Origin of the sequence: Parashewanella tropica (assembly GCF_004358445.1) — a bacterium.
GTDB lineage: Bacteria > Pseudomonadota > Gammaproteobacteria > Enterobacterales > Shewanellaceae > Parashewanella > Parashewanella tropica.
In genome coordinates this window covers 2592450-2615674 of record NZ_CP037951.1, presented here as the reverse complement: position 1 = coordinate 2615674, position 23225 = coordinate 2592450, and the positions used below count along the sequence as shown (strand labels likewise).

The 23225-nt window shown below is 39.8% G+C and carries 24 protein-coding genes and 7 tRNA genes; 21 read left to right on the top strand and 10 right to left on the bottom strand.

All coding sequences use genetic code 11. The features are described from left to right. Positions 1 to 110 precede the first annotated feature (110 nt). Together pdsO and E2H97_RS11515 are read left to right on the top strand one after the other, a co-directional pair. Positions 111 to 842 carry a sortase-associated OmpA-like protein PdsO gene (pdsO, locus tag E2H97_RS11520; protein WP_133407275.1) on the top strand — a complete coding sequence of 244 codons (732 nt, stop codon included), beginning with the start codon at positions 111 to 113 and terminating at the stop codon, positions 840 to 842. Between the two features lie 127 nt (positions 843 to 969). Further along, positions 970 to 1440, top strand: coding sequence for a low molecular weight protein-tyrosine-phosphatase (locus tag E2H97_RS11515; RefSeq protein ID WP_133407274.1), 471 nt, complete (start codon positions 970 to 972; stop codon positions 1438 to 1440). On the opposite strand, the gene E2H97_RS11510 is transcribed toward E2H97_RS11515, so the two are convergent. The 3 genes from E2H97_RS11510 to purM form a co-directional block, all read right to left on the bottom strand. Continuing rightward, positions 1416 to 2468, bottom strand: coding sequence for a hypothetical protein (locus E2H97_RS11510; protein WP_133407273.1), 1053 nt, complete (start codon positions 2466 to 2468; stop codon positions 1416 to 1418). The two genes, E2H97_RS11515 and E2H97_RS11510, sit on opposite strands and share 25 nt — an antisense overlap. A gap of 144 nt (positions 2469 to 2612) precedes the next feature. After that, entirely contained in the window at positions 2613 to 3266 is a 654-nt protein-coding gene (gene purN, locus E2H97_RS11505) for a phosphoribosylglycinamide formyltransferase (RefSeq protein ID WP_133407272.1), read from the bottom strand. Next, the gene (gene purM, locus E2H97_RS11500) at positions 3266 to 4303 is read right to left on the bottom strand and encodes a phosphoribosylformylglycinamidine cyclo-ligase (RefSeq protein WP_133407271.1); all 1038 of its coding nucleotides are present in this window, start codon (positions 4301 to 4303) and stop codon (positions 3266 to 3268) included. Before purM ends, purN begins: the two co-directional genes overlap by 1 nt. Positions 4304 to 4770: 467 nt before the next feature. Here purM and upp point away from each other — a divergent pair, with 467 nt between their 5' ends. After that, complete coding sequence (gene upp, locus E2H97_RS11495; protein WP_133407270.1) at positions 4771 to 5397, top strand: uracil phosphoribosyltransferase; 627 nt, start codon at positions 4771 to 4773, stop codon at positions 5395 to 5397. Positions 5398 to 5492: 95 nt separating this feature from the next. Here upp and E2H97_RS11490 read toward each other — a convergent pair whose 3' ends face one another. Further along, a complete protein-coding gene (locus E2H97_RS11490; RefSeq protein WP_133407269.1) occupies positions 5493 to 6017 on the bottom strand; it encodes a c-type heme family protein in 525 nt (174 codons plus the stop codon). Between the two features lie 115 nt (positions 6018 to 6132). Further along, positions 6133 to 7449 carry a Na+/H+ antiporter family protein gene (locus E2H97_RS11485; RefSeq protein WP_133407268.1) on the bottom strand — a complete coding sequence of 439 codons (1317 nt, stop codon included), beginning with the start codon at positions 7447 to 7449 and terminating at the stop codon, positions 6133 to 6135. A gap of 277 nt (positions 7450 to 7726) precedes the next feature. Here E2H97_RS11485 and E2H97_RS11480 point away from each other — a divergent pair, with 277 nt between their 5' ends. After that, positions 7727 to 8332 carry a peroxiredoxin gene (locus E2H97_RS11480; protein ID WP_133407267.1) on the top strand — a complete coding sequence of 202 codons (606 nt, stop codon included), beginning with the start codon at positions 7727 to 7729 and terminating at the stop codon, positions 8330 to 8332. A gap of 66 nt (positions 8333 to 8398) precedes the next feature. On the opposite strand, the gene E2H97_RS11475 is transcribed toward E2H97_RS11480, so the two are convergent. Next, the gene (locus E2H97_RS11475; RefSeq protein WP_133407266.1) at positions 8399 to 9331 is read right to left on the bottom strand and encodes a pyridoxal-phosphate dependent enzyme; all 933 of its coding nucleotides are present in this window, start codon (positions 9329 to 9331) and stop codon (positions 8399 to 8401) included. A gap of 2 nt (positions 9332 to 9333) precedes the next feature. After that, complete coding sequence (gene rnt / locus E2H97_RS11470; RefSeq protein WP_133407265.1) at positions 9334 to 9996, bottom strand: ribonuclease T; 663 nt, start codon at positions 9994 to 9996, stop codon at positions 9334 to 9336. Positions 9997 to 10436: 440 nt separating this feature from the next. Here rnt and E2H97_RS11465 point away from each other — a divergent pair, with 440 nt between their 5' ends. The 16 genes from E2H97_RS11465 (at position 10437) to E2H97_RS11390 (ending at position 18879) form a co-directional block, all read left to right on the top strand. After that, the gene (locus E2H97_RS11465; protein WP_170308293.1) at positions 10437 to 11039 is read left to right on the top strand and encodes a hypothetical protein; all 603 of its coding nucleotides are present in this window, start codon (positions 10437 to 10439) and stop codon (positions 11037 to 11039) included. A gap of 84 nt (positions 11040 to 11123) precedes the next feature. Continuing rightward, positions 11124 to 11993: a flagellar protein MotY gene (locus E2H97_RS11460; RefSeq protein ID WP_133407263.1), complete on the top strand. Its 870-nt coding sequence runs from the start codon at positions 11124 to 11126 to the stop codon at positions 11991 to 11993. A gap of 713 nt (positions 11994 to 12706) precedes the next feature. After that, positions 12707 to 13105, top strand: a complete 399-nt coding sequence (ybgC, locus tag E2H97_RS11455) for a tol-pal system-associated acyl-CoA thioesterase (protein WP_133407262.1) — start codon at positions 12707 to 12709, stop codon at positions 13103 to 13105. Continuing rightward, positions 13095 to 13784: a protein TolQ gene (gene tolQ, locus E2H97_RS11450; protein WP_133407261.1), complete on the top strand. Its 690-nt coding sequence runs from the start codon at positions 13095 to 13097 to the stop codon at positions 13782 to 13784. The genes ybgC and tolQ overlap by 11 nt, the downstream gene beginning before the upstream one ends. Next, the gene (gene tolR, locus E2H97_RS11445) at positions 13781 to 14218 is read left to right on the top strand and encodes a protein TolR (RefSeq protein ID WP_133407260.1); all 438 of its coding nucleotides are present in this window, start codon (positions 13781 to 13783) and stop codon (positions 14216 to 14218) included. The genes tolQ and tolR overlap by 4 nt, the downstream gene beginning before the upstream one ends. Beyond that, positions 14219 to 15157 (top strand): cell envelope integrity protein TolA, encoded by a 939-nt coding sequence (tolA, locus tag E2H97_RS11440; protein ID WP_133407259.1) that lies wholly within the window; start codon positions 14219 to 14221, stop codon positions 15155 to 15157. A gap of 8 nt (positions 15158 to 15165) precedes the next feature. Then, positions 15166 to 16494 (top strand): Tol-Pal system beta propeller repeat protein TolB, encoded by a 1329-nt coding sequence (tolB, locus tag E2H97_RS11435; RefSeq protein ID WP_133407258.1) that lies wholly within the window; start codon positions 15166 to 15168, stop codon positions 16492 to 16494. Between the two features lie 25 nt (positions 16495 to 16519). Beyond that, complete coding sequence (pal, locus tag E2H97_RS11430; protein ID WP_133407257.1) at positions 16520 to 17047, top strand: peptidoglycan-associated lipoprotein Pal; 528 nt, start codon at positions 16520 to 16522, stop codon at positions 17045 to 17047. 128 nt (positions 17048 to 17175) lie between these two features. Next, a complete protein-coding gene (ybgF, locus tag E2H97_RS11425) occupies positions 17176 to 17913 on the top strand; it encodes a tol-pal system protein YbgF (RefSeq protein WP_133407256.1) in 738 nt (245 codons plus the stop codon). A gap of 146 nt (positions 17914 to 18059) precedes the next feature. Next, positions 18060 to 18135: transfer RNA gene (locus E2H97_RS11420), tRNA-Lys, on the top strand. A gap of 50 nt (positions 18136 to 18185) precedes the next feature. Beyond that, a tRNA-Lys gene (locus E2H97_RS11415) sits at positions 18186 to 18261 on the top strand. A 37-nt stretch (positions 18262 to 18298) separates the two neighbouring features. Continuing rightward, positions 18299 to 18374, top strand: a tRNA-Lys gene (locus E2H97_RS11410). Between the two features lie 50 nt (positions 18375 to 18424). Further along, positions 18425 to 18500, top strand: a tRNA-Lys gene (locus E2H97_RS11405). A 50-nt stretch (positions 18501 to 18550) separates the two neighbouring features. After that, a tRNA-Lys gene (locus tag E2H97_RS11400) sits at positions 18551 to 18626 on the top strand. Between the two features lie 51 nt (positions 18627 to 18677). After that, positions 18678 to 18753: transfer RNA gene (locus tag E2H97_RS11395), tRNA-Lys, on the top strand. Between the two features lie 50 nt (positions 18754 to 18803). After that, positions 18804 to 18879 (top strand) — tRNA-Lys (locus E2H97_RS11390). 207 nt (positions 18880 to 19086) lie between these two features. Here E2H97_RS11390 and E2H97_RS11385 read toward each other — a convergent pair. Continuing rightward, positions 19087 to 20568, bottom strand: a complete 1482-nt coding sequence (locus tag E2H97_RS11385; protein WP_133407255.1) for a hypothetical protein — start codon at positions 20566 to 20568, stop codon at positions 19087 to 19089. Positions 20569 to 20697: 129 nt separating this feature from the next. Between E2H97_RS11385 and E2H97_RS11380 the strand changes: the two genes are divergently transcribed. Further along, the gene (locus E2H97_RS11380; RefSeq protein ID WP_133407254.1) at positions 20698 to 21087 is read left to right on the top strand and encodes a hypothetical protein; all 390 of its coding nucleotides are present in this window, start codon (positions 20698 to 20700) and stop codon (positions 21085 to 21087) included. 25 nt (positions 21088 to 21112) lie between these two features. On the opposite strand, the gene E2H97_RS11375 is transcribed toward E2H97_RS11380, so the two are convergent. Both E2H97_RS11375 and ppsR read right to left on the bottom strand, forming a co-directional pair. Further along, positions 21113 to 22174: a 3-deoxy-7-phosphoheptulonate synthase gene (locus E2H97_RS11375; protein WP_133407253.1), complete on the bottom strand. Its 1062-nt coding sequence runs from the start codon at positions 22172 to 22174 to the stop codon at positions 21113 to 21115. A gap of 199 nt (positions 22175 to 22373) precedes the next feature. Further along, positions 22374 to 23186 carry a posphoenolpyruvate synthetase regulatory kinase/phosphorylase PpsR gene (ppsR, locus tag E2H97_RS11370; RefSeq protein WP_133407252.1) on the bottom strand — a complete coding sequence of 271 codons (813 nt, stop codon included), beginning with the start codon at positions 23184 to 23186 and terminating at the stop codon, positions 22374 to 22376. Positions 23187 to 23225: the final 39 nt, after the last annotated feature.

Here is a 23225-nt window from a genome sequence, read left to right as displayed (position 1 = left end):
ACATTTGATATTGAATTGATCATTTTTGCTCCCGAAAGCTGCCAATTTGCTTTGTTTTAATTACTCCATCGAAACGAAATCGAATTTAAATCGCATACATGGAGCACATTATGAAAAAGGCACTTATCTCTACACTAATCATTGGTTCAATCGTTACCAGTAATATGGCGGTAGCATCAACTCAAGAAGAACATGGACAGCAAGAGCAGTTAGTTGGATTAGGTTCTGGTCTACTACTTGGTGCAGCGGTCGGAGGGCCTATCGGTGCTGTGATTGGTGCTATAACTGGAGGCGTTATAGGTAAAAGTGTTGCTGATGAAGAAAAACTCAATAATCAAGATGCTAAGTTACAGCAACAACAAATGAAATTGGCACAATTGCAACAACAGCAGCAAGATTATAAGCACTTATCGAATCAGTACCGTTTAGCACAAAATAAACTTCAGCAGTTAGGTGAAATGAAGACCTTAAAGCAATTAGATTTAGGCTTGAATGTGCAATTTAGAACGGGTTCTGCTCAAGTTGAGACTATGTATCAAAAGCAACTTGAAGAAGTAGCTAAGTTAATGACATCTCAGCCTGAACTTACTTTAGATTTAAGTGGATTTGCTGACAGACAAGGGCAAAGCGATTTCAATCAGAAATTGTCAGAGCAGCGGATTGAGTCAGTAAAGTCTGTACTGGTAAGCCTTGGAGTAGATAAAACACGCCTTACGACAAAAGCTTATGGTGATTCTGCGCCTATTCATCAAGAGCAGACGTTAGAAAATAACGTGTTTGATAGAAGGGTAACCCTACAGTTAAGCCCTGACATGAAAAAAAGTTTAACTGCCAAGCAGTAACGACATATAAATTCCCGACTTTCCCCCTGATCTTCCTCAGTTGTGTTGTCTGAGGGAGATCACCCTTGTTGAATCTCTCTCCATTTACCGTTAAGGTCGAGCAAAAGGAATTAGTTAGTATATAACCATGAAATCGATTTTATTTGTTTGTATGGGCAATATTTGCCGTTCACCTACTGCAGAAGCTGTTTTTCGACAGAAATTTCATCAAGCTGGTATAGATGCCAAATTGGATAGTGCGGGAACCATAGGTTTTCATCAAGGCAAGTTACCTGACCCTCGTTCTCGTTTTGCTGGTGAGAAACGTGGATACGACTTTTCAGGAATTACCTCTAGACAAGTAGTGTCAAACGATTTTGCGGATTTTGATCTTATACTTGCGGCTGATAAAGAAAATCTACAAGATTTACAGATGATTTGCCCAATCAAATATCGACATAAATTAAAGTTATTGTTGTCATTTTCTGACAGTGATTATCAAGAAGTGCCAGATCCATATTATGGTGTTGAAGATGGTTTTGAGTTGGTCTTGGATTTAATTGAAACCAGCGCTGATAATGTTATCAATAAATATTACTCACTCAGAGGCAGGATATGATTGAGATGATGTGATTCTAAATCATCACCACAGTTAACAACTGCTTTTATTACACTGACTTTTCGTCCTTCAAAAAGTAATGTCAGCTGAATTTGCATTGACTTAGTGGAGCGTGCGTTGCGCTCTATTTTGAGAAGCTCTATTTTTTGCTCTTGGGTATTAAAGCAAAAGTCTTTATAGCATTCGACTTTCACATGGAGTTGTGATGCTAGTTCTTCAGCTGTTGATCTTGAGTACCGATAAGTAAAATGGCTGGGCCCGACACAACCAAAGAATTTAACGGGGAGACCTTCTTTGTGCCTTAGGGCAGCCATAACCGTTCCGTATAGTTTTTGACTGAGTGTCGCTTCGGCAGCAAAGCGTTCTTGATTTAAAAAAGTCACAACCTCTTCAAGGGTTGCGTGATGCCTTTCTTCGAGTATATGGATTGTGTTGAGATTCCTTTCCATGTCTAAATCAAACGTCCGTAGGCTTCCAGTCATTTGATCTATTGGTTCGCCTTTTTGTGCTTGGTTATATTTATGTTTAATTGCTTTATCTTCTCCGGCTTCCTCAACTTCTTTTTCGATTGCCTCAATATCTTGCTGTAGTTGCTCTTGGAGCTCCTGTTGATTAACTTCAAGTTTTAACACCGAAAATTCTAATAAACCAATCTGATAAGTAGTGATTTCACCATACTCATCATTGTGTACTCTTTGCCTGAATTGATTTCGGTATGAGGGAATAGCGAGAGATTCTAATTCATGGAAAATAGAAGGTTTCAATTGATCTTCAACTTCACTTGAAGCTAATTGGCAATATAAGTCATGTGCTTTGGTTAATACTTGTGATGGAAAGTGAGGTTGGTGTTGTTTCCAGTGCTTTTTCACTAACGGTTCATTGGTTGCTGCTAAAGGTCTTATGTTTAAATAATCACCTTCTTCTATAACGAAGAGCTCTGCATTACCAGAGATGGGTTTGGGCATTGCTTGCTTAAGCTCTGACTCACTGGCAAAACCAGATACAGCCCGAGGGATTGTGCTGTACATATTTAACATATAGGGGGGAGTTATTTAACGCTTTCTATTACGTTAAAAATAGGCTCTTTATAGGATTGTTACCAATTAAATTCTCTTCATGAGAAACATACAAAAAAAGAGGCATAAGCCTCTTTTTTTATGGAATATAGGAACTCAATCTGGAGCGTAGCCTTGCTTACCCAATAATTGACCATCTAGATAACATTGACCATTATCCATCGCTAAACGATTCTGACTGAACCATTTCACTACCATCGGATATATTGCGTGTTCTTGCTGATGGACTCGTTGAGCAAGCTCTTCAGCGGTATCCTCTTGATAAACGGGAACCTTAGCCTGAAGAATCGTAGGACCTGCATCAAGTTCTGGAATAACGAAATGCACGCTAGCTCCATGTTCAACATCACCTGCGTCAATCGCACGCTGATGAGTATCTAGACCTGGGTATTTAGGCAGAAGTGAAGGATGAATGTTTATCATCTTTCCTAGATAAGCATTAACCAACTCAGGTGTTAAAATACGCATAAAACCTGCCAGAACAATCAAGTCTGGCTGATAGCGGTCAATAGCCACTTTTAAGCGGGCATCATAATCACTGCGTTCTTCACCTTTATGTGCGATTACACAGCTGGTATCAATTTCGTGATTATGAGCACGAATTAAACCGTATGCATCAGGTTTATTACTGATAACGCCCACGACTTCACCTTGTAAGTGGTCGTCACAACTATCAATGATGGCTTGTAAATTACTACCACTGCCAGAAATAAGTACTAAAATTCGGCAGTTTTTTTGCTCTGAGTCCATTAACGGATTTCCACTTGTTCTTCGTCACCATTACGTGCTGCAATAGTACCAATTAACCAAGCGTTTTCACCTTCTGAATTTAATAAAGTTAGCGCTTCGTCTACTTTTTCAGCAGGTAGCACAACAATCATACCGACACCACAGTTAAAAGTGCGGTACATTTCAAATTCGCTGATGTTGCCATTGTCTTTTAACCAATCAAAAATAACAGGCCATTCCCAAGAGTTACCGTCAATGACCGCTTTACAATCCGCAGGAAGTACACGAGGGATATTTTCCCAGAAACCGCCACCTGTGATGTGAGACATAGCATGAACTTCAGACTCTTCAACCAGTTTTAATAGCGGCTTGATATAAATGCGAGTTGGTTCGAGTAGATGGTCAATAAGTGGCTTGCCTGCAAGATCTTGTTTTGGATCAGCACCAGAAACCTCTAAAACTTTACGAATTAATGAATAACCGTTTGAGTGAGGACCGCTTGAAGCTAACGCAATAAGTGCATCGCCTGCTTTTACTTGGCTGCCGTCAATCACTTCTTCTTTTTCTACCACACCAACACAGAAGCCTGCTAGGTCATAATCTTCGCCTTCATACATTCCAGGCATTTCAGCGGTTTCACCACCAATGAGAGCACAGCCTGATTGATGACAGCCTTCAGCAATACCGTTTACGACTGAGGTCGCGGTGTTAACGTCTAACTTACCTGTAGCGTAATAATCTAAGAAGAAAAGTGGCTCAGCACCTTGAACGATTAAGTCGTTCACACACATAGCGACTAAATCGATACCCACAGAGTCATGCTTTTGGTAATCGATGGCCAAACGTAATTTAGTCCCTACGCCGTCGGTTCCTGAAACCAAAACAGGGTGCTTATACTTGGTTGGCAGTTCACACAAAGCACCAAAACCACCTAGATTTCCCAGAACTTCTGGGCGATGAGTGCGTTTAACCGCTGATTTAATGTTATCAACCAAAGCATTACCAGCATCAATATCAACACCAGCGTCTTTATAGCTTAGAGAGGTAGGAGTGGTCACAGGAGTTCCTCATTGGGTACGTCGTTGTAGGGTTTACTCGAAGTATTGTTACAGGAGCAAGTTTGCAAACGACAACTGAAACGTACATTCATGTACTGACGACTTTTACATCCTGTAAAAGACGGTTGTCTTATCGCAAACTTGCTCCAATCATAATTCACAGTAGTGTCCATGAACCTTATATCGAGTAGGGGGTATTATTTTTGCGGCGTATTTTAACAGTTTGTTAGCAGAGCGGAAAGCTTGATGCTTGTTCAGAACACACTGTTCTCGACGATTTTTTATACCGTTAAGCCGATAGGTTATAGATGTAGATCACGATTTGTTGCTTTTATGAAACTTTCTATTTTATTCAAGGAACATATCCATTAGTATTCAGCCAATTTGCCTTTTGGTAGTGGGCTGAGATCAAAGTCAAACTTTGATATTAGTTTTCATATATGACAAAAAATAAACAGGAGTAGGCTATGAAAGTCGTAGAAGTGAAGCATCCGTTAGTACGTCACAAAATCGGATTAATGCGTGAAGGTGATATTAGCACTAAGCGTTTTCGCGAGTTAGCGGCAGAGGTGGGTAGCCTATTAACCTACGAAGCAACTGCGGATTTAGAGACAGAGCGTGTAACCATTGATGGCTGGAACGGTCCTGTTGAAGTTGATCAAATCAAAGGTAAAAAAGTAACGGTTGTCCCCATTCTTCGTGCTGGTTTGGGCATGATGGACGGCGTTCTTGAGCATATGCCAAGTGCACGTATTTCAGTTGTTGGCATCTATCGTGACGAAGAAACGCTAGAGCCTGTTCCTTATTTTGAAAAATTAGCCAGTGAAATTGATGAGCGTTTAGCACTTGTTGTTGATCCAATGCTAGCCACTGGTGGTTCTTTAATTGCAACCCTTGATTTATTAAAAGAACGTGGTTGTAAGCACATTAAAGCACTAGTTTTGGTTGCGGCTCCAGAAGGATTGGAAGCCTTAGAAAAAGCACATCCAGATGTAGAGCTTTATACGGCTTCAATTGATGATTGCTTGAACGAAAAAGGCTATATCCTTCCTGGTCTTGGTGATGCAGGTGATAAGATTTTTGGTACTAAGTAATATTACCTAATAATCCAATTTAAGAAGAGGTCTAATTGACCTCTTTTTTGTACTTAAGTCTCAACTTTGTCAATGACTACTCCTGTTTTCTCAGGTTATTTAGATAAAGTCACCCAAAATAAACCTCTAAAATCTCCAAGTTTAAAACCTGTTGCATTATCTTTCGAGTAGAGTTGATTAAGTTTAGTCTTCACATTGGGTGATAAGTTTGTTCCATGGCATGCCAAACAAGGAACGCCAACTTTTATGGGTTCTAGATAACCAATTTGATTATTGGACATCTGTACAACAGTAGGTTTACTTATATCACCTGAAACATACTTTTCTAAATAAGGTTTCATCCACATTTGAGGTTGATTTTCTGTATTTCTAAGTTTGTGGCTTGTTCTTCCAATACGCAATTTGGTTGATGAGTTTTCAATTGCAATTTTAGGGGCTTGATCATTACAAGCTTCGATAGCAGCTAGAGAACCTTCTGATTTTAATTTAGAAATTAACGTACTTTTTAGCTGTTTTTTGAAGTTCATTAACTGCTGTTTTGCGTGTAAAGGTAAATCACTTTGCGCTGAAGCATTAACAGATATTGCCAATAGGCCTATTAGTAATGAATGTTTCATCATTCGAATCTCTTGAAGAAATGGAATGATGATATTTTATATTAGTTTTTCTAATGTAAATAATTCAGATCAAAAAAGGGAGCCTAAACTCCCTTAGTAAAAATAGCACTACTGTGACTTACAAGGTCATCGCCGCTATCCACCCAAACACCAATAAAGGAATATTGTAGTGAATAAAGGTTGGGATCACGCTGTCTCGCATATGATCGTGTTGCCCATCTGCGTTTAAACCTGCAGTTGGTCCTAAGGTTGAATCTGAAGCTGGTGAACCTGCGTCACCTAAAGCGCCAGCGGTGCCAACTAAAGCGATAGTTGCAGCAGGAGAGAAACCAAATTGTATTGCCAGTGGTACATAAATCGCAGCGATAATCGGTACGGTTGAAAAAGAAGAACCGATGCCCATTGTGATGAATAGTCCGACAACCAACATCAAAAATGCGGCTAAAGCTTTACTGTCGCCAATTAATGCTTCGATAGAAGTGACTAAGGAAGCCACTTCACCAGTTTGTTTTATCACAGCAGCGAAACCAGAGGCCGAAATCATAATAAAGCCGATTGCGGCCATCATTCTCACGCCTTGGTTAAAGATATCTTGATCATTAACGTTACGAATTGCGCCAGAAAAGCTGAAAACAATAAATCCGATTAACGCACCGAATATCATCGAGCCTGTATATAGCTGAACAGACAACATTGAAGCAATCGCTAGAACAGCAATGATTAAATCGGTCTTATTCATTACTTGAGTTTCAGCTGCTACAGCATGTTGAGTTTCATATTCTCTTGGTTTGCGGTAACTGATAAATACGGCGGTAAGCAGACCGACAATCATGCCGATAGCAGGAAGTAGCATGGCTGGTGGAACTTGGTCTTTAATAACGTTTAAGCCGTTATTATTCAAGTTTGCAAGTAATATGCTATCAAGGAATATACCACCAAAGCCGATAGGTAGGATCATATAAGTGGTCACTAATCCAAAGGTTAAAATACAAGCAATCAGCCTTCTATCTAATTTGAATTTATTCATTAACCCAAGTAGTGGCGGGATCATGATCGGAATGAAAGCAATGTGAATAGGCAAAATGTTTTGCGAGCTTATAGCCATGGCTAAAACAGCCAATAACATTGTCCACTTTACGACTTTTACGTTACTGCTATCAGGATCTTTGCCTAATTTTTTTATAATAGATTGGGATAGCCAGTCAGCCAGCCCTGAATGAGAAAGTGCGACAGCAAATGCACCAAGTAATGCGTAGCTTAATGCGATTTCTGCACCGCCACCTAAGCCATTATTAAACGCATCAACCGTCGCTTTTAAGTCCATTCCACCTAATAAACCTGCGACTAGACTACTGACGGTTAGAGAGATCACCACATTTATTCGAAATAGGCTTAACAACATCATCAAGCTTACAGCGATGACAACAGAATTCATGCCTCTACCTTTTTAGTTATTTTTATGAAGGACTCTATTTATGCCCTTGTTTTGTGTGTGTGTAAAGTACGAATTTTGTTGAAATTTTATCGTTTCACTTTCTAAGCAGAGAAAAGTTGACCAGTTTATAAGGAAATGGCTTGTCAGCCGTGATTCACATCTTATAATGCTTCTAGTTTTGTTGATGCTGATCATGGAACTGATGAAATGTGTGAGTCATATGGATTCGATTTTCGGGTCAGTAATTTATTTTCCTCATATAAGATGGAGATCAAAAATGGGTGTATTAGTAGGCCGCAAGGCTCCTAATTTCACGGCTGCGGCTGTTTTGGGTTCTGGTGAAATCGTTGATAGCTTTAACCTAGAAGATGCAATTAAAGGTAAACCAGCGGTTATCTTTTTCTATCCTCTAGATTTTACTTTTGTTTGTCCATCTGAGTTGATCGCATTTGATCACAGAATGGAAGAGTTCACCAAGCGTGGTGTTGAAGTTATCGGTGTTTCTATCGATTCTCAGTTTACCCACAACGCATGGCGTAACACTCCAGTAAACGAAGGTGGTATTGGTCCAGTTAAGTACACCCTAGTTGCTGACGTTAAGCATGAAATCTGTCAAGCATACGACGTTGAGCACCCAGAAGCAGGTGTTGCTTTCCGTGGTTCTTTCCTTGTAGACAAAGAAGGTAACGTTCGTCACCAAGTAGTTAACGATCTTCCACTAGGTCGTAACGTTGACGAAATGCTACGTATGATCGATGCACTACAATTCCACGAAGAGCACGGTGAAGTTTGTCCTGCTGGTTGGAACAAAGGTGAAAAAGGCATGCAAGCTGACCCAGCTGGCGTTGCTAACTACCTAAGCGAAAACGCTGATGCTCTATAATTAAGAGTTTAAATATTTATGAAAAAGCTGCCGAATGGCGGCTTTTTTTATGGGCGAAACTAAAAATCAATGTGCTAGAGTTCGATACCAAACATCAAGTTGGTCAGTGGTTACTCCGACACCACCACAGACAATGACAAGAATGTTCTTTTTATTTTGCCAAAATGGATCATCGGTTTTCAATACTGCTGCAACGGATGCACCGCATGCCGGTTCAGTAAGAACTCGATGTTCTTCGAGAAGTGTTTTACAGCCGCTTACAGCTTCAAAATCAGTGACAGTGTAATTTGTGATAGGGTATTCATTCGAATACTTAAAGGCTTGCTCTGCAATTTGAGTTGCTCCAAGTGAAGTGGCAATACTGGTAATGTTCTTTATATCTACAAGTTCTTTGGCTTCACAGGCTTGTGCAAAAGAATCAGCTCCAATGGTTTCAGCAGCTAGAATCGGTATGTTTGAAACGTTATTTCTTTTTAGCCCTTCAACCACACCACATAATAAACCGCCACCACCGACAGAAAGTACTACAGCATCAGGTTTTAAGCCCGCTTCAAACACCTCATCAATAACGGTAGCGTGACCTTGCCAGATTTCAGGTGCATCAAACGGGTGAACGTATCGGATATCTTCTGAGCAATCTTGTATGGCACAGGCATGTGCTTGAGCCCAGTTGTCTCCTTTTACAATAACGGTTGCACCTTCTGTTTCAATTAAATCGATGGCGCGCTGTTTGGTGGTTGTCGGTACATAAACCGTAACAGGAATGTTTAGCTTTCGCCCACAATAGGCGACCGCTAAACCCGCATTGCCACCAGAAGATGAAACAAAGCCTTTTGCGCCTTGCTTCACATATTGCTGGCAAGCATGACCTATGCCTCGAGTCTTAAAAGAGCCACTGGGTTGCATAGCATCCATCTTAAGCCAAACATTGGCGTTCAATCTTTGCCCAAGAGTCAATGATTGAATAAGTGGAGTATTAATATGCAGTGGCTTATCCATAGTTAACCTTCTGATTGTGGATCTTGTTCTGGAGTCACGAGTGGCCAGCCACCTAGAGCTTTCCATTTATTGACAATATGGCAGAAGAGTTCAGCTGTGCGTTCAGTGTCATACAACGCTGAGTGAGCTTCTTTATTATCAAAGTCGATTCCTGCGTTTTCGCAGGCTTTTGCTAATACGGTATGACCTAGTGCCAATCCAGACAAAGATGCTGTATCGAAAGTTGCAAACGGGTGGAAGGGTGAGCGTTTAATCTTGTTACGCTCGATAGCTTGGCTAACGAATCCATGATCGAATGCAGCATTGTGGGCTACGATAATGGAACGATGACATTCCGACGCTTTTTGGGCTTTTTTCACTTCTTTGACGATTTCTTTAAAGGCTTCTTTTTCGTCGACAGCGCCTCGAAGTGGGTTGGTTGGATCTATACCGTTAAATTCGATTGCCGCTGGTTCAATATTCGCACCTTCAAAAGGTTCGATGTGATAATGCAGGGTTTTATCAAGCACAAGTTCACCTTCATCATTCATTTTTAACAGAGTGACGGCGATTTCGAGCAATGCGTCAGTATTAGCATTAAAACCTGCTGTTTCAACATCTATAACAACTGGAAAGAAGCCACGAAATCTATATTTTAGTTTGTTTGGATCGAATGTTTCGCTCATGAAATAACTCTGAAAAATGGTCTGCTAAAAAAAGAATGCGAGTAAGATTATCCTTTATTAACGGCTTGGTGTCATTTAAGTTCTGTTGTTACACAAGAAAATATGTGTAAATTGGTCTTTAGTTTTGCATCTTACAAATGTTCAACTGTGAAAGCTCAAATAAACTCTGCATTAATTTGTGTTTATGTTTCTTTTTATGTCAAAAATAACCGTATTGAATAATAACTCGAGCCTGATTTGAAAAAGATAATAAAATCATATGGAAATACATTTTCGATACTTGATTTACACCAGTGTTATTACAGCAGTCGACAAGGAATAAAAGGTTCTACAATTTCAAAAGTGCATCGGCACTCAATTATAATCAGACTTCAATTCATACAAAGCTGATAAGAATTATGTTGAAAAGTTTTAGAATAGGTTTATTCATTACTTTGCTAATGCAATTACCACTAGCTAATGCATCATCAATGAGTAATAACCAAGAGGATTTATCTATTGCTTTTGAGCGTGTTAAGTCATCCCTTGGTATTATTGACGTACCTTCAGTTCATCGAGATTACATTCATCAAGTGATTTACCTTCAAGAACTGTTAGAGCAAATGAATAAGAACTTGGATCAAAATCTCAATATATCTGAAGTTCAAAATATTGAAGATGAATTGAATGCTGTAGACTCTTCATCATCTTTAGGTTCAAGATTAACCAGTGATCTTGTTTTACTTCAGCAAAGCTATTATAAGTTACCCACGAAAGAAACGGCCCATATTTTAGGGCGCAAGGCTGTTGGAACTGCTTTTATTGAACAATACACCATGAGTACGCTTGACTCGTTAAATCAAAACTTGAAAGAATTGAAATTAGGCAATGTTGATGATTTTTTGAGTATCAGTAGAAAAGATTATGATGAACTCGCTACTCTAACTACCAAATATTACCAACAAGCGACTAAATTACAACGAACCAGTATGGATGTCGGTTTTGACTACGAAAAATACGCTTTGGCACACATCTATAGCCCATTAGATAAATTCTATAAATAACCACCAAGTTTCGAATAAAACTTTTGTTAAAGAAGTTAAACATTAAGCCGATAACAAATAGAGGATTCAAAAAGAGATCAAACTATGTGGCGACAATTAACCATTGCCGGATTACTACTTGTACCGTTAACTTCAACGGCTCAATTACGTCATTTTGTCGCTACTTTAGATGAATCTCAGTGGCGAGTTACTCAAAATAGTCCAATAGAATGCCGTTTAGAGCATGAAATACCACTTTATGGCAGTGCTGTATTTTCTAGCCAAGCTTCGAAAAAGATCAATCTCGACTTTCAATTAGCTATGTGGCAAAAACCTGAGAAAGTGACAAAGGCTCTCTTAGTCAGTCGTGCTCCTCAATGGCGGCCAGGTACGCCAGACAAAGCCATTACAGAAATCACTTATCAAAGGTATTTTAATGGCGAAGTTCCAAAGCCTGCGGCTTGGTCAATGTTGAGTGAATTGGCGAACGGAATGCAACCAACATTTTATTACACAGATTGGTATCACTCTGAACAGCAAGTTGCAGTTGGTTTGTCAGCGACAAATTTTAAGAGAATGTATAACCAATTTAGGCAGTGTTTATCGAACTTATTACCATATTCATTCGATGATATTGCCTTTACGGTTTTGAACTTTAAATCAGGTGGCAAAGAGTTAACTGCGTATTCACAAAAACAAATGCAGAGAGTTCAAGAATACTTGTCTTATGATCCTGAGGTCGAATTGGTATTAGTCGATGCGTATACCGATAGCTATGGCCCAAGAAACGTGAATAAGCGAATATCTAATGACCGCGCGAATAAAATTAAAAAATACTTGATGGAAAATGGTATTCAGCAAAGTCGCATTGTTACAACAGGGCATGGAGAAACTAAGCATTTAGCTTCGAACGATACCATTGTTGGCCGTGATCAAAACAGACGGGTTGTTATCCAGATAAGCAAAGGCGTATAAGTCATCTCAAATTACTTTCCTTGATTTCATCTTTCATTTCTAAAAAGCACGCAAAAAAAAGCCCACTTAAAATAAGTGGGCAAAAATGCACAATACAATCAACAAAAAAAGGTAGGAAGTTAACCTTAAGAACCAGGGATATCAACCGTGTGTCCACACCATTGAAAATGTTCTTTGTTTTCACAACTGAAGTTTCAGTCCTTCCAGAAAACAAGTACATTCTATGCATTGTGTTCTGTGTTAACAAGCAAGATTTTCTAGATTTATGGATTAGAAAAACTAATATGGTGGTTGTTTGGTTTGAGTGGGGGTGGCTATTTGTATGCATGATATTTCATAGTTTATGCATTTAATTGGCTTGGTATGCTTTTTTGATGCATTTTTTAGCATTAATTTAGTTAATGATTCAATGCTTCCTTGTTAAGTGGGAATGATGAAAAACCGTTAAATACACAAAATTATTTTTATTTAAAAGAAATAGCTTCCTTCTATAGAAAACTAATCTTCAGCACAAGATTGAAAATAACTGATAAGTCTAAACAAATATTTAACTTTATAGTTACCAAAACGATGGCTCAATTAAACGTACTGTTAAGTTCTACCTATTTTTGCTAAATAACTGGCTGAAAATCCACTTAACTGCATTCACAAGTGTTGTAAGTATGCGTTATAGTTGAGGTTTGAAATTTAGATGCATTAGATTTAATTCATATATGTTTAGTTGGCCAATTTCTATTTACTATGAAGATACCGATGCGGGTGGTGTCGTTTATCATTCAAATTATCTCAATTTTTTCGAACGCGCTCGGACGGAGTGGCTAAAGCATATTGGAATACAGCAAACACAATTGTTACAAAACGACATTGCATTTGTAGTAAAACATTGTGAGATTGATTTTAAAATTGCGGCTAAATTTGAACAAAATCTTACAGTAGTGTCTAAGATTATTGACAGCCGGAAGACTTCGCTGACTTTTCATCAAACTCTCATCGATGAACAGGAAAACTGTTATTGTGAGGCGAAGGTCGTCGTTGTATGTGTCAAATTGAATAAAATGAGGCCTACCGCGGTGCCACAAACTATTTTGCAGGAGCTATTAAGTGCAAGCTGATATTTCTTTTTTGGGATTATTTTTAGAAGCCAGCCTACTCGTTAAATTAGTAATGCTTACCTTGTTAGCATTATCAGTACTTTCTTGGGCCGTTATTTTTCAACGTCGGAAGCTCATTTCAGCTGCGCGTAGTCAATCATTTCAGTTTGAAGATCGCTTCTGGTCAGGTGTCGACCTTAACAAACTTTATCAAGAGTTAGCGGCTCGTAAAGACAGTGTACATGGGATGGGCAGTTTATTTTTATCTGGGTTTAAAGAGTATTCTCGATTAAGCCAATTGAACGGTAACGTACCAGAAGCCGTTATGGATGGAACCGGCAGAGCGATGCGCGTGACATTGTCTCGCGAAATTGATGGTCTTGAATCTAACTTATCACTATTGGCGACGATTGGGTCAACAAGCCCGTATATCGGACTATTCGGTACGGTATGGGGGATCATGAACTCATTTATTGCGCTTGGTGCCGTTGAAAATGCCACATTGGCTATGGTTGCTCCTGGTATTGCAGAGGCGCTTATTGCAACCGCAATGGGCTTGTTTGCTGCAATCCCGGCTGTTATTGCCTATAACCGTTTTAGCAATCATGTGGAAAAACTTGAAACGTCTTACATTAATTTTATGGAAGAGTTTTCTAATATTTTGCATCGTCAAGCTTACGCCAAGAAGGAACAAGCTTGATGCAAGTGTATCAACGTAAGCGTCGTCGCCCTGTAGCGGAAATCAATGTTGTCCCATACATTGATGTGATGTTGGTGTTGTTGATTATCTTTATGGTAACAGCGCCGATTGTTACTCAAGGGGTAAAGGTCGACTTACCTTCAGCTCAGTCTGAACCATTGCCAGCAGAAGGAAAACCGCCACTAGTGGCCTCTATTGATTCTGTGGGGGATTATTTCCTAAATGATGGTGATGGTCCTGCCAGTAGTCCCAAAACGCTAGAGCAGATCAGTATTGAAGTTGCGGCAATCATTCAGCTTGAACCAGAGCGTCCAGTTGTTGTGAAAGCTGATAGGAATATACCTTATGATAGAGTCATCCAGTTGATGGTAAGCCTTCAAGCTGCTGGTGTTCCTTCAGTAGGATTAATGACCGAATCGCCGGAGGAAAATTAGATGCCACAAAACTCTAATTTTTCTGTTCCTTTACTGATTTCATTAGTTATTCATGTTGGAGCAATTGCGGCTTTAGCTGTTAGTGTCGATTTTGATAAAAAACCGCCTGCGCTGCCACAAGCTTCATCAGAGCCCAAACTTAAAGCTGTGGTTGTTGACTCAAAAGCCGTTGCACAAAAAGTAGCTGAAATTCGCAAACAAAAAGCGGATGCTGCTAAACGTGAAAGAGACCGCCAAGCAGAATTGCAGCGCAAACTTGATGCTGCGCGTAAAGCTAGGCAAAAAGAGCAAGATAGAATCAAAAAGCTTGAGCAACAGCGTAAACAAAAACAAGCCGAAGCCGCTAAAGCTTCTGCAGCTGCTCGTGCAGCTAAGTTAAAAGAACAGCAGGAAAAGCAAAAAGCCGCTGCTGCGGAAAAAGTCAGAAAGCAAAAAGAGCTTGAACAAAGGGCTGCTGAAAAAGCTGCGAAGGCAGCCGCGATTAAGCGTAAAAAAGAAGAGTTGGCTGCCCAAAAAGCAGAAGCTGAACGAAAACGCAAAGAGGCTGAAGCGCGTAAAAAACGCGAAGCCGAAGCGGCTCGTAAAAAGCAAGAAGATGACTTAGCAAAAGCTTTGCAGGCTGAACAAGCGGCATTGAGTAAAACGCGAAGTCGCCAAGTGTTGAGTGAAGTTGCTAAATATAAGGCGCTGATCACTCAAACAATTAAACGAAATTTGGTGGTAGACCCATCGATGAATGGTAAAACGTGCCGTGTGAATATTCGCTTAGCACAAGATGGCTTTGTCATATCTAGTAAAACTATTGGTGGCGATAGTGTAGTATGTCGTGCAACTAAGACTGCTATTACCAAAGCAGGGCGATTACCGATATCGCCAGATGCAAATGTATACGAACAGATGAAGAATATTAACTTAGAAGTATCACCTGAGTTCAATTGAGGAATTTTATGAGAACCTTTGGGAAGTGGCTTTTTGTTGTTGCCATTTTAATTACCAGTCCAGCTAAAGCTGCACTTGATATTGTTATTACGGAAGGTGTTGATGCCGCCCGTCCTATTGCCATTATGCCTTTCGTATGGGAAGGGCAAGGGCAGGTACCGCAGCAAATTTCTGAAGTGGTCATGTCAGATCTAAAAAGAAGTGGCACATTCTCGCCGTTAAATGTGTTGTCTCTACCTCAACAAGGGCTTTCTGACGTAACAAATTTTCGCGGTACAGACTGGTCAGGGGTAGATTCTGAAGCCTTATTGGTTGGTAAAGTGAAGCCTTATGGTAACGGTCAGTACCAAGTTAAGTTTCAATTGATTGATTTAATCAAATCTCAACTGCCACAACAAGGTGCAGCTCCGTCTCCTCAGAGTCTGATTTTGGATCAAAGTGAAGTTTTGATTTCCGCGGAGCAATTTCGTTCTTACGCACATATGATCAGTAATCGTGTATATGAAAAACTAACAGGTATCAAAGGTGCATTTTTAACGCGTATCGCTTACGTTGTCGTTGATAGAAGCCAAGCTAAGCCTTTCCACCTTATGATTGCCGATTATGACGGTTATAACGAAACCATGGTGGTCAAATCAGATGAACCCTTGATGTCTCCTGCGTGGTCACCAAATGGCAGAAAATTAGCTTATGTAACGTTTGAAAATCGCCGTTCTCAAATCGTTATTCAAGATATTTATACTCAGCAGCGTGAAGTTGTGACCAGTTACCCTGGAATCAATGGTGCTCCAGCGTGGTCACCTGACGGTAAAAAGTTAGCAATTACTTTGTCGAAAGATGGCCAACCAGATATTTATTTACTTGATATTGCAACTAAACGCTTGCGTCGACTAACAAATCATTATTCAATTGATACTGAGCCTTCATGGTTCCCTGATGGAAAATCAATTGTTTTTACGTCAGAGCGTGGTGGACGTCCTCAGATTTATCAAATGAATATACAATCTGGTAAGATAAGACGTTTAACCTTTGATGGTGAATGGAATCTTGGTGGTTCTGTAACACCTGATGGAAAAGCGATTGTATTTGTGAATCGCACCAATAACCGTTTTCATATTGCGAGAATGGACTTAGATACCCGATTTTTACAGGTGCTAACTTCTACTACTTTGGATGAGTCGCCAAGCATTGCGCCAAATGGTACTATGGTTATTTACGGTACTGTGTTTCAAGGGAAGCAAGTGTTAGCTGCCGTTTCGATGGATGGCCGCTTCAAAGCAAGATTGCCAGCTGGTCAAGGGGAGGTGAAATCTCCGTCTTGGTCACCATTTTTATAATTTAAACTTAGAAAAGGAACAGATAATGGATCTGAATAAGTTGTTAAAAGCTATGTTAGTGGCACTACCTGTGTTAGCGATCAGTGCTTGTAGCTCTACCTCTCAAACTGAGTCTACTCAAGGAAATGCAGCGAATAGTTCTCAAGCAGCAAGTGGTGTTGAAACTGGCAGTGCAGCAGTAGTTAAAACTCCTGAAGAAATCAGAGCTGAAAAAGAAGCAGAATTACGTAAAGACAACGTGATCTACTTCGATTTTGATAACAGCCAAATCAAATCAGCTTTTGCAGAAACTCTACGTGCACACGGTAACTACTTACTTGAGCATCCAAATGTAAAAGTAATGATTGAAGGTCACACTGATGAGCGTGGTACACCTGAGTACAACATCGCATTAGGTGAGCGTCGTGCTAAAGCAGTTCAAAAATTCCTACAAAACATGGGCGTACAAGCTAGTCAAATGACTGTAGTTAGCTACGGTGAAGAAAAGCCAGCTAACCCTGGTCACACTGAAGCAGCGTTTGCACAAAACCGTCGTGCGGTACTTGTTTACTAAATAGATTTTTTCGTCACTCCTATGAAGAAAGGGGTCTAGTGACTTTTATAATGCAAAAGGCTCTGGATATTTGCTCATGCAGATATGACGAGATAAAAGCTTTACTCTTCAGTTAATGGAGTGACAGAATGAAAAAAACCGTCTTAGCCACGGTGGTTTTCCTTGGAGTGGGCGCGGCAAATGCTGCGCCCTCTCCAGTAGTGGATCTCGCTGGCGGCTCTCAGAATGACAGAGTTTCTCGTCTTGAACGGATAATTAAAGCCAAACAGCAGGCTGAATTTGAACTTCAACAGCGTGTAGACACTTTGCAACAAGAAGTACAGGATTTGCGAGGTTTGAATGAGCAGCAAGCTTATCAAATAGAGCAAATATTACAGCGTCAGCGTCAGTTGTTTGATGAGCTAGCAAAAGTGCAATCTCAACCAGCACAAACGACGCCATCTGCAAACACGAACCCTGAATCTACTACTGGTACAGAAACAACAGGTAGTTTGTCAGAGACTGATAGCTATCAGCGTGCGGTTAATTTGGTTTTAAAAGACCGCAAATACGATGCTGCGATCCCTGCCTTTAAAGATTTTATCAGTAAATACCCAAATTCTAGCTTTTCAGATAATGCCAATTACTGGTTAGGTCAGCTTCAGTTTAATAAAGGTGATTTAAAAAATGCCAAAATTGCATTTCAAACTGTTGTAAATAAGTTTGAAAAGTCGGGCAAACGAGCGGATAGCATGATCAAGCTTGGCAAGATTGCTGAAAAAGAAAACGATAAAAGATTAGCAAAACGATACTATCAACGAGTTTTGAATGAATACCCACAAAGCTCAGAAGCTCGAATTGCTAAGCAAAATATCGCTGCTCTATAAAAATTGCGTGATAAGTCACTAAAATTTGGGCGCTTAGATTGTTTTTCAGTCAAACGAAAAAAAATCGTGTTCTTGCACTTGCATGACAAAAGGAAAACGGTATTATAGGCGCCCTCAGCACGGCATGGTCGGGTTGAGATAAGAGTGGGTCGTTAGCTCAGTCGGTAGAGCAGTTGGCTTTTAACCAATTGGTCGAAGGTTCGAATCCTTCACGACCCACCACTTCTTAAGGTTCTTTATTTAAGAGCAGGAAGTAAAACAAAATCCTTGATGGGTCGTTAGCTCAGTCGGTAGAGCAGTTGGCTTTTAACCAATTGGTCGAAGGTTCGAATCCTTCACGACCCACCACTTCTAAGATTGCGAAGTAAAATATAATCAACCTGATGGGTCGTTAGCTCAGTCGGTAGAGCAGTTGGCTTTTAACCAATTGGTCGAAGGTTCGAATCCTTCACGACCCACCACTTCTTAAGGCTCTTTATTAAGAGAAGGAAGTAAAACATAACCAACAGATGGGTCGTTAGCTCAGTCGGTAGAGCAGTTGGCTTTTAACCAATTGGTCGAAGGTTCGAATCCTTCACGACCCACCACTTCTTAAGGCTCTTTATTAAGATAAGGAAGTAAAACATAACCAACAGATGGGTCGTTAGCTCAGTCGGTAGAGCAGTTGGCTTTTAACCAATTGGTCGAAGGTTCGAATCCTTCACGACCCACCACTTCTTTAGATTCTTTGTTAAAAGATAAGGAAGTAAAACAAATCATCTGATGGGTCGTTAGCTCAGTCGGTAGAGCAGTTGGCTTTTAACCAATTGGTCGAAGGTTCGAATCCTTCACGACCCACCACTTTTTTAGGCTCTTTTCTAAGAGAAAGAAGTAAAACATAACCACCAGATGGGTCGTTAGCTCAGTCGGTAGAGCAGTTGGCTTTTAACCAATTGGTCGAAGGTTCGAATCCTTCACGACCCACCACTCTACAAATATTCCATCAAAATTTAAATAAATCGTTAGCGCATTCGCTTTCTCATATAAAGAGCGTCTTTGTTTTTTAATCTATTAATCTATTAATCTATTCTTCGAAGGTTCGAATCCTTCACGACTTCAGATAACCAATTTATCGCTGTAAAAATGATCAAGAAAGATCAACACGCCCTATTTCATTAGTTTATTGATTCATAGTTATGCTTTATCCCAGTCTATGATATTTACAAGTCTTGTATCTAGTGGATGACCCACAGGATCGGATAAAAAATTAAGAACTTCCTCAAGATAATGTGGTTTAACTATCTTTTTCAACATAGATTCGAATAGCACTCTGTTGATTGGTAGATAAAGACCACGACATTTAGTATTTATTAGGTCTTCGCGGATCATATCTCTAACGCATAAAGATCTGGATTCTAATATTGTCTGTAGCAGGCAGTATGTATCGGCGACTTCAAACGCCTCTGGGTCAAAAGTAGATAGCCAATATAATAGCCACTTCGGGATTAACTTATTGTTGAAATGTATATGACCAAACCCATTAGAAAGTTTAGATGGAGTTGAATCTGCTTTTGTATCCCTAGCCTGTTTTAAATCTTGAAGATGTTGAGCGCTAATCAGAAAGCTGGGATCGCTTAACTCTACTCTTAATGTTTCGGGATCAACTTGAAGAGACTCTGAGCAGAGATTATTGAGATACCAACCTGACTCATGAAGAGTACACATTGATTCACATAGCGCTTTGAATTGATGAAGTTTAGGGTCTTTGAGTTTACTTTGTGTATATGTGTATTTGAAGCTACAGCCTGATTGTGCAACTGCAATTGCATTCAAGTCTACGAGAATACAGTGGGGTAAGACTTCAATTGATTGAGTCTTGGATAGCATTTCAGCAATAAGTTGTTGCTGCTGAAAATCCTGTCGTGAGATCGGTGTTTTAGACTCTACTATTGTATATAGCTCAAGGTCATTCGTTTGGACGAAGTAATATCTACGGGTATTGCTTTCACGACCATGATTTGAATCAGTGTAATAGAAAAAGAGTATTGGTGAAGAATCTTGCTCTTGTGCAGTTATAAGTTCTGTTAATTGCGGATAAAGCTCTACAGGGTTTTGGTTAAGAGGGTTTACTCTGATTATATCGCCGGAGTCTAAAATCTCATTGTGTGTGACTCTACTAGTACAATCTAACTGGGTTTGTAATTGGGAATAGAGTTGCCACTTTACTACCATTGCTTGATTTACAAAGTACTTTAATGACAATAATTCACCTTGAGCAAAGGGCACTAATTGAAAGTTATGGCTCAAGCATTCACCGGTGATGTCTCTTATTTGAATGTCAGAAAGTGCTTTTACTTCTCGCTTAGTTGTCTTAGCGCTTTTTATATATTGTTCTAGGCTGCCATTGGTAATTGCTTCTTTAATCCATGTAAGGCTTGAAGTCTTCATAAAATCCGCAACTACTCTACCAAAGTCCTTTCTTTTTGAACCAACATGAGTTCGTTGTACACTACTGAGGCTCCGATTTTCGGGAATAGTTAATGTGTATTGTTTACTGCCTGTGTTGGTATTTACTGTGAGTATATAATTATCTGTTTGTTCGGGACTTTTTTCTATCTTGGCTTGCTGGCTTGCTAATAAAGAAAGTAAATGATCTGGACTTGTGATGGTAGGCATTGGCAAACTTGTGTATTGTTAGAAATGGTTACACGGAATAACACTGCAAAGCCTTAGCGAGCAAACAATGGCCCTAGTTATCAGGTAGTTATTCAGGAGATGTTCAGTAAAAACTTTAAGGAAAGCTTAATGAGAAGACTTATAGGTGTTTTGCTTCTTGGTTTACTGTCTACAGCGTGTAGCAGTGAGTCAAAAACTGTTCAGCAAGTACAGGTTTATATCAATGATGGCGCTAAACAATGTATTGGTGGCGGTCTAACGATTAAGCAAACGGCGGAAAAATTGTCTAAAGATGGAGTGGAAGTCATTACATCAAGTTGTGGCACAATCAATGGGATGATGGTCATCGCGCAGTGTGGGGCTCCTGAATTGAGTGTGAATATACATACCATTTCACATTCAGATCTGAACAAAGCAGTTAAGTTGGGGTTTAAACCGTTAGCTGATTTGAAAGATGGAGTAACGACAACTGATTGCCCTGTACAAAAGCCAGTTAAAGGATCAGAGGCATCATTCTAATACATGATGCCTCGATAGGCTTAATTTAAGCTAGTTTTTCTCGGCGGGTACGACTCGCTTTAGCTAGCTTTTGTAGTAATAGCTTTGTATCTTCCCAGTGAAGACAAGCATCGGTAATACTTTTGCCGTATACAAGGGGGGCATCTGGTACAACTTTTTGATTGCCTTCCTCAATAAAGCTCTCAGCCATAATACCAGCAATTGCCGTACTACCACTTTCAAGTTGTTCAATGATGTTATCTGCCACTTCTAACTGCTTTTTGTGCTGTTTCTGGCTATTGCCGTGGCTGAAATCGATGACCATGCGTTGGAATAGGCCAACGTTTTCCAATCCTTGTCTTGCTTTTTCAATGTCTTCAGCAAAGTAATTAGGCTTAGCACCACCACGCAAAATAATGTGACCGTAAGGGTTACCAGAAGTCCTTAATACAGCCATTGCACCATCTTTATCTGGCGAATAGAAAATATGTGGTACTTGAGCAGCTCGAACAGCATCCACAGCAATCTGAATACTGCCATTGGTACCGTTTTTGAAACCGACAGGGCAAGATAGAGCGGAAGCCATTTCACGATGAATTTGGCTTTCAGTAGTACGAGCACCAATCGCTCCCCAAGTGATCAAGTCAGCAATATACTGACCGTTAACCATGTCCAAGAACTCAGTGGCGATAGGTAAATTCAACTCAGTAATTTGCTGTAACAAATGACGAGCTTTTCTTAAACCTTTATTTGGGCTGAAACTACCGTCTAGATCTGGATCAGAAATTAAGCCTTTCCAACCTACAATAGTGCGTGGTTTTTCAAAATAGACACGCATAACAATACAGAGATCTTGTTTCAATTCGTGGTGTAAAACCGCTAAGCGCTTGGCATAGTCCAGTGCAGCTTCGGTATCATGAATAGAACAAGGACCAACGATTACTAATAAACGTTGGTCAGTACCTTCTATAATGGCTTCAACTTCACGACGTTGCTGCATTAAATATTCAGCTGCATGACTCGTTAATGGGTATTCTGAAGCTAATTGCGAAGGAGATATAACTTTACAAAGTAGTGACGTTCTTAATTCGTCTGTTTTAATGGTCATTAACTATCCAAACAAATATAGGGCGCTGTTGCCAAATGCTAACGATTATAACGGAAGCGTGTCACATTCGCAGTGTCTTTTCTTTTAAATTGATGAGATTAATTGATTGAAAGCAGTAAACCGTTAACTTTTTCTGGTTAGGTGTGGTAGTGACTCGAGAAGAGCCACTACAGATGTAATCTAATGCGATTTTTTGAGATCAAAACATATGTCTTTCTAGCCCTGTAATATCAAGGATTTTAGCTGAAATTTCTTCAACAGAATGGTTGGTAGTGCTTATATAAGGAATACGTTCTTTCTTATAAAGCATTTCAACTTCTTTTACTTCAATTCTGCACTGCCTTAGCGAAGAGTAACGACTATTCTGCATTCGTCCTTGTCTAATTTCATGTAAGCGCATTGGGTCGATAGTTAAACCAAACAATTTCTTTTTGTTGCGCTTCAAGGCTTCAGGCAGTTTGAGGTTGTCCATGTCATCCTCAACAAAAGGATAGTTGGCCGCTTTTATGCCAAATTGCATAGATAGATATAAACTCGATGGTGTTTTGCCGCAACGTGAAACACCTAAAAGAATAATGTCGGCTTCATCCATGTGCTTTAGGGTTTGTCCGTCATCATTATCTAATGAAAAGTTGATAGCATGGATTCTGTTTTCGTAAGCACCATTGGTTTTCCCATGGGTTCTATGTACTTTTGGTGCTGCCTTTATACCTAATTGTTCCTCAAGTGGCGCAACAAAAGTATTTAAGAAATCATAATTCGCTCCTTCGGACGCTGTAATTATATGTCGGATTTCTGGCTTTACGATGGAATGAAAGACCAAAGGCTGTACGCCTGTTGTAATAAAACTATCATTTATCTGTTTGGTAACTTCTTCTGCTTTTTTTATTGTCTCCACAAAAGGAATTGTAACTTGTTCAAAATCAATGGGGAATTGCGACAAAACCGCATGCCCGAATACCTCTGCAGTGATTGCTGTTCCGTCTGAAATAAAGAATACCTTTGGTACCATAACTGCCTCTTGTGGTAATAAAATTACAAATGAAATTAT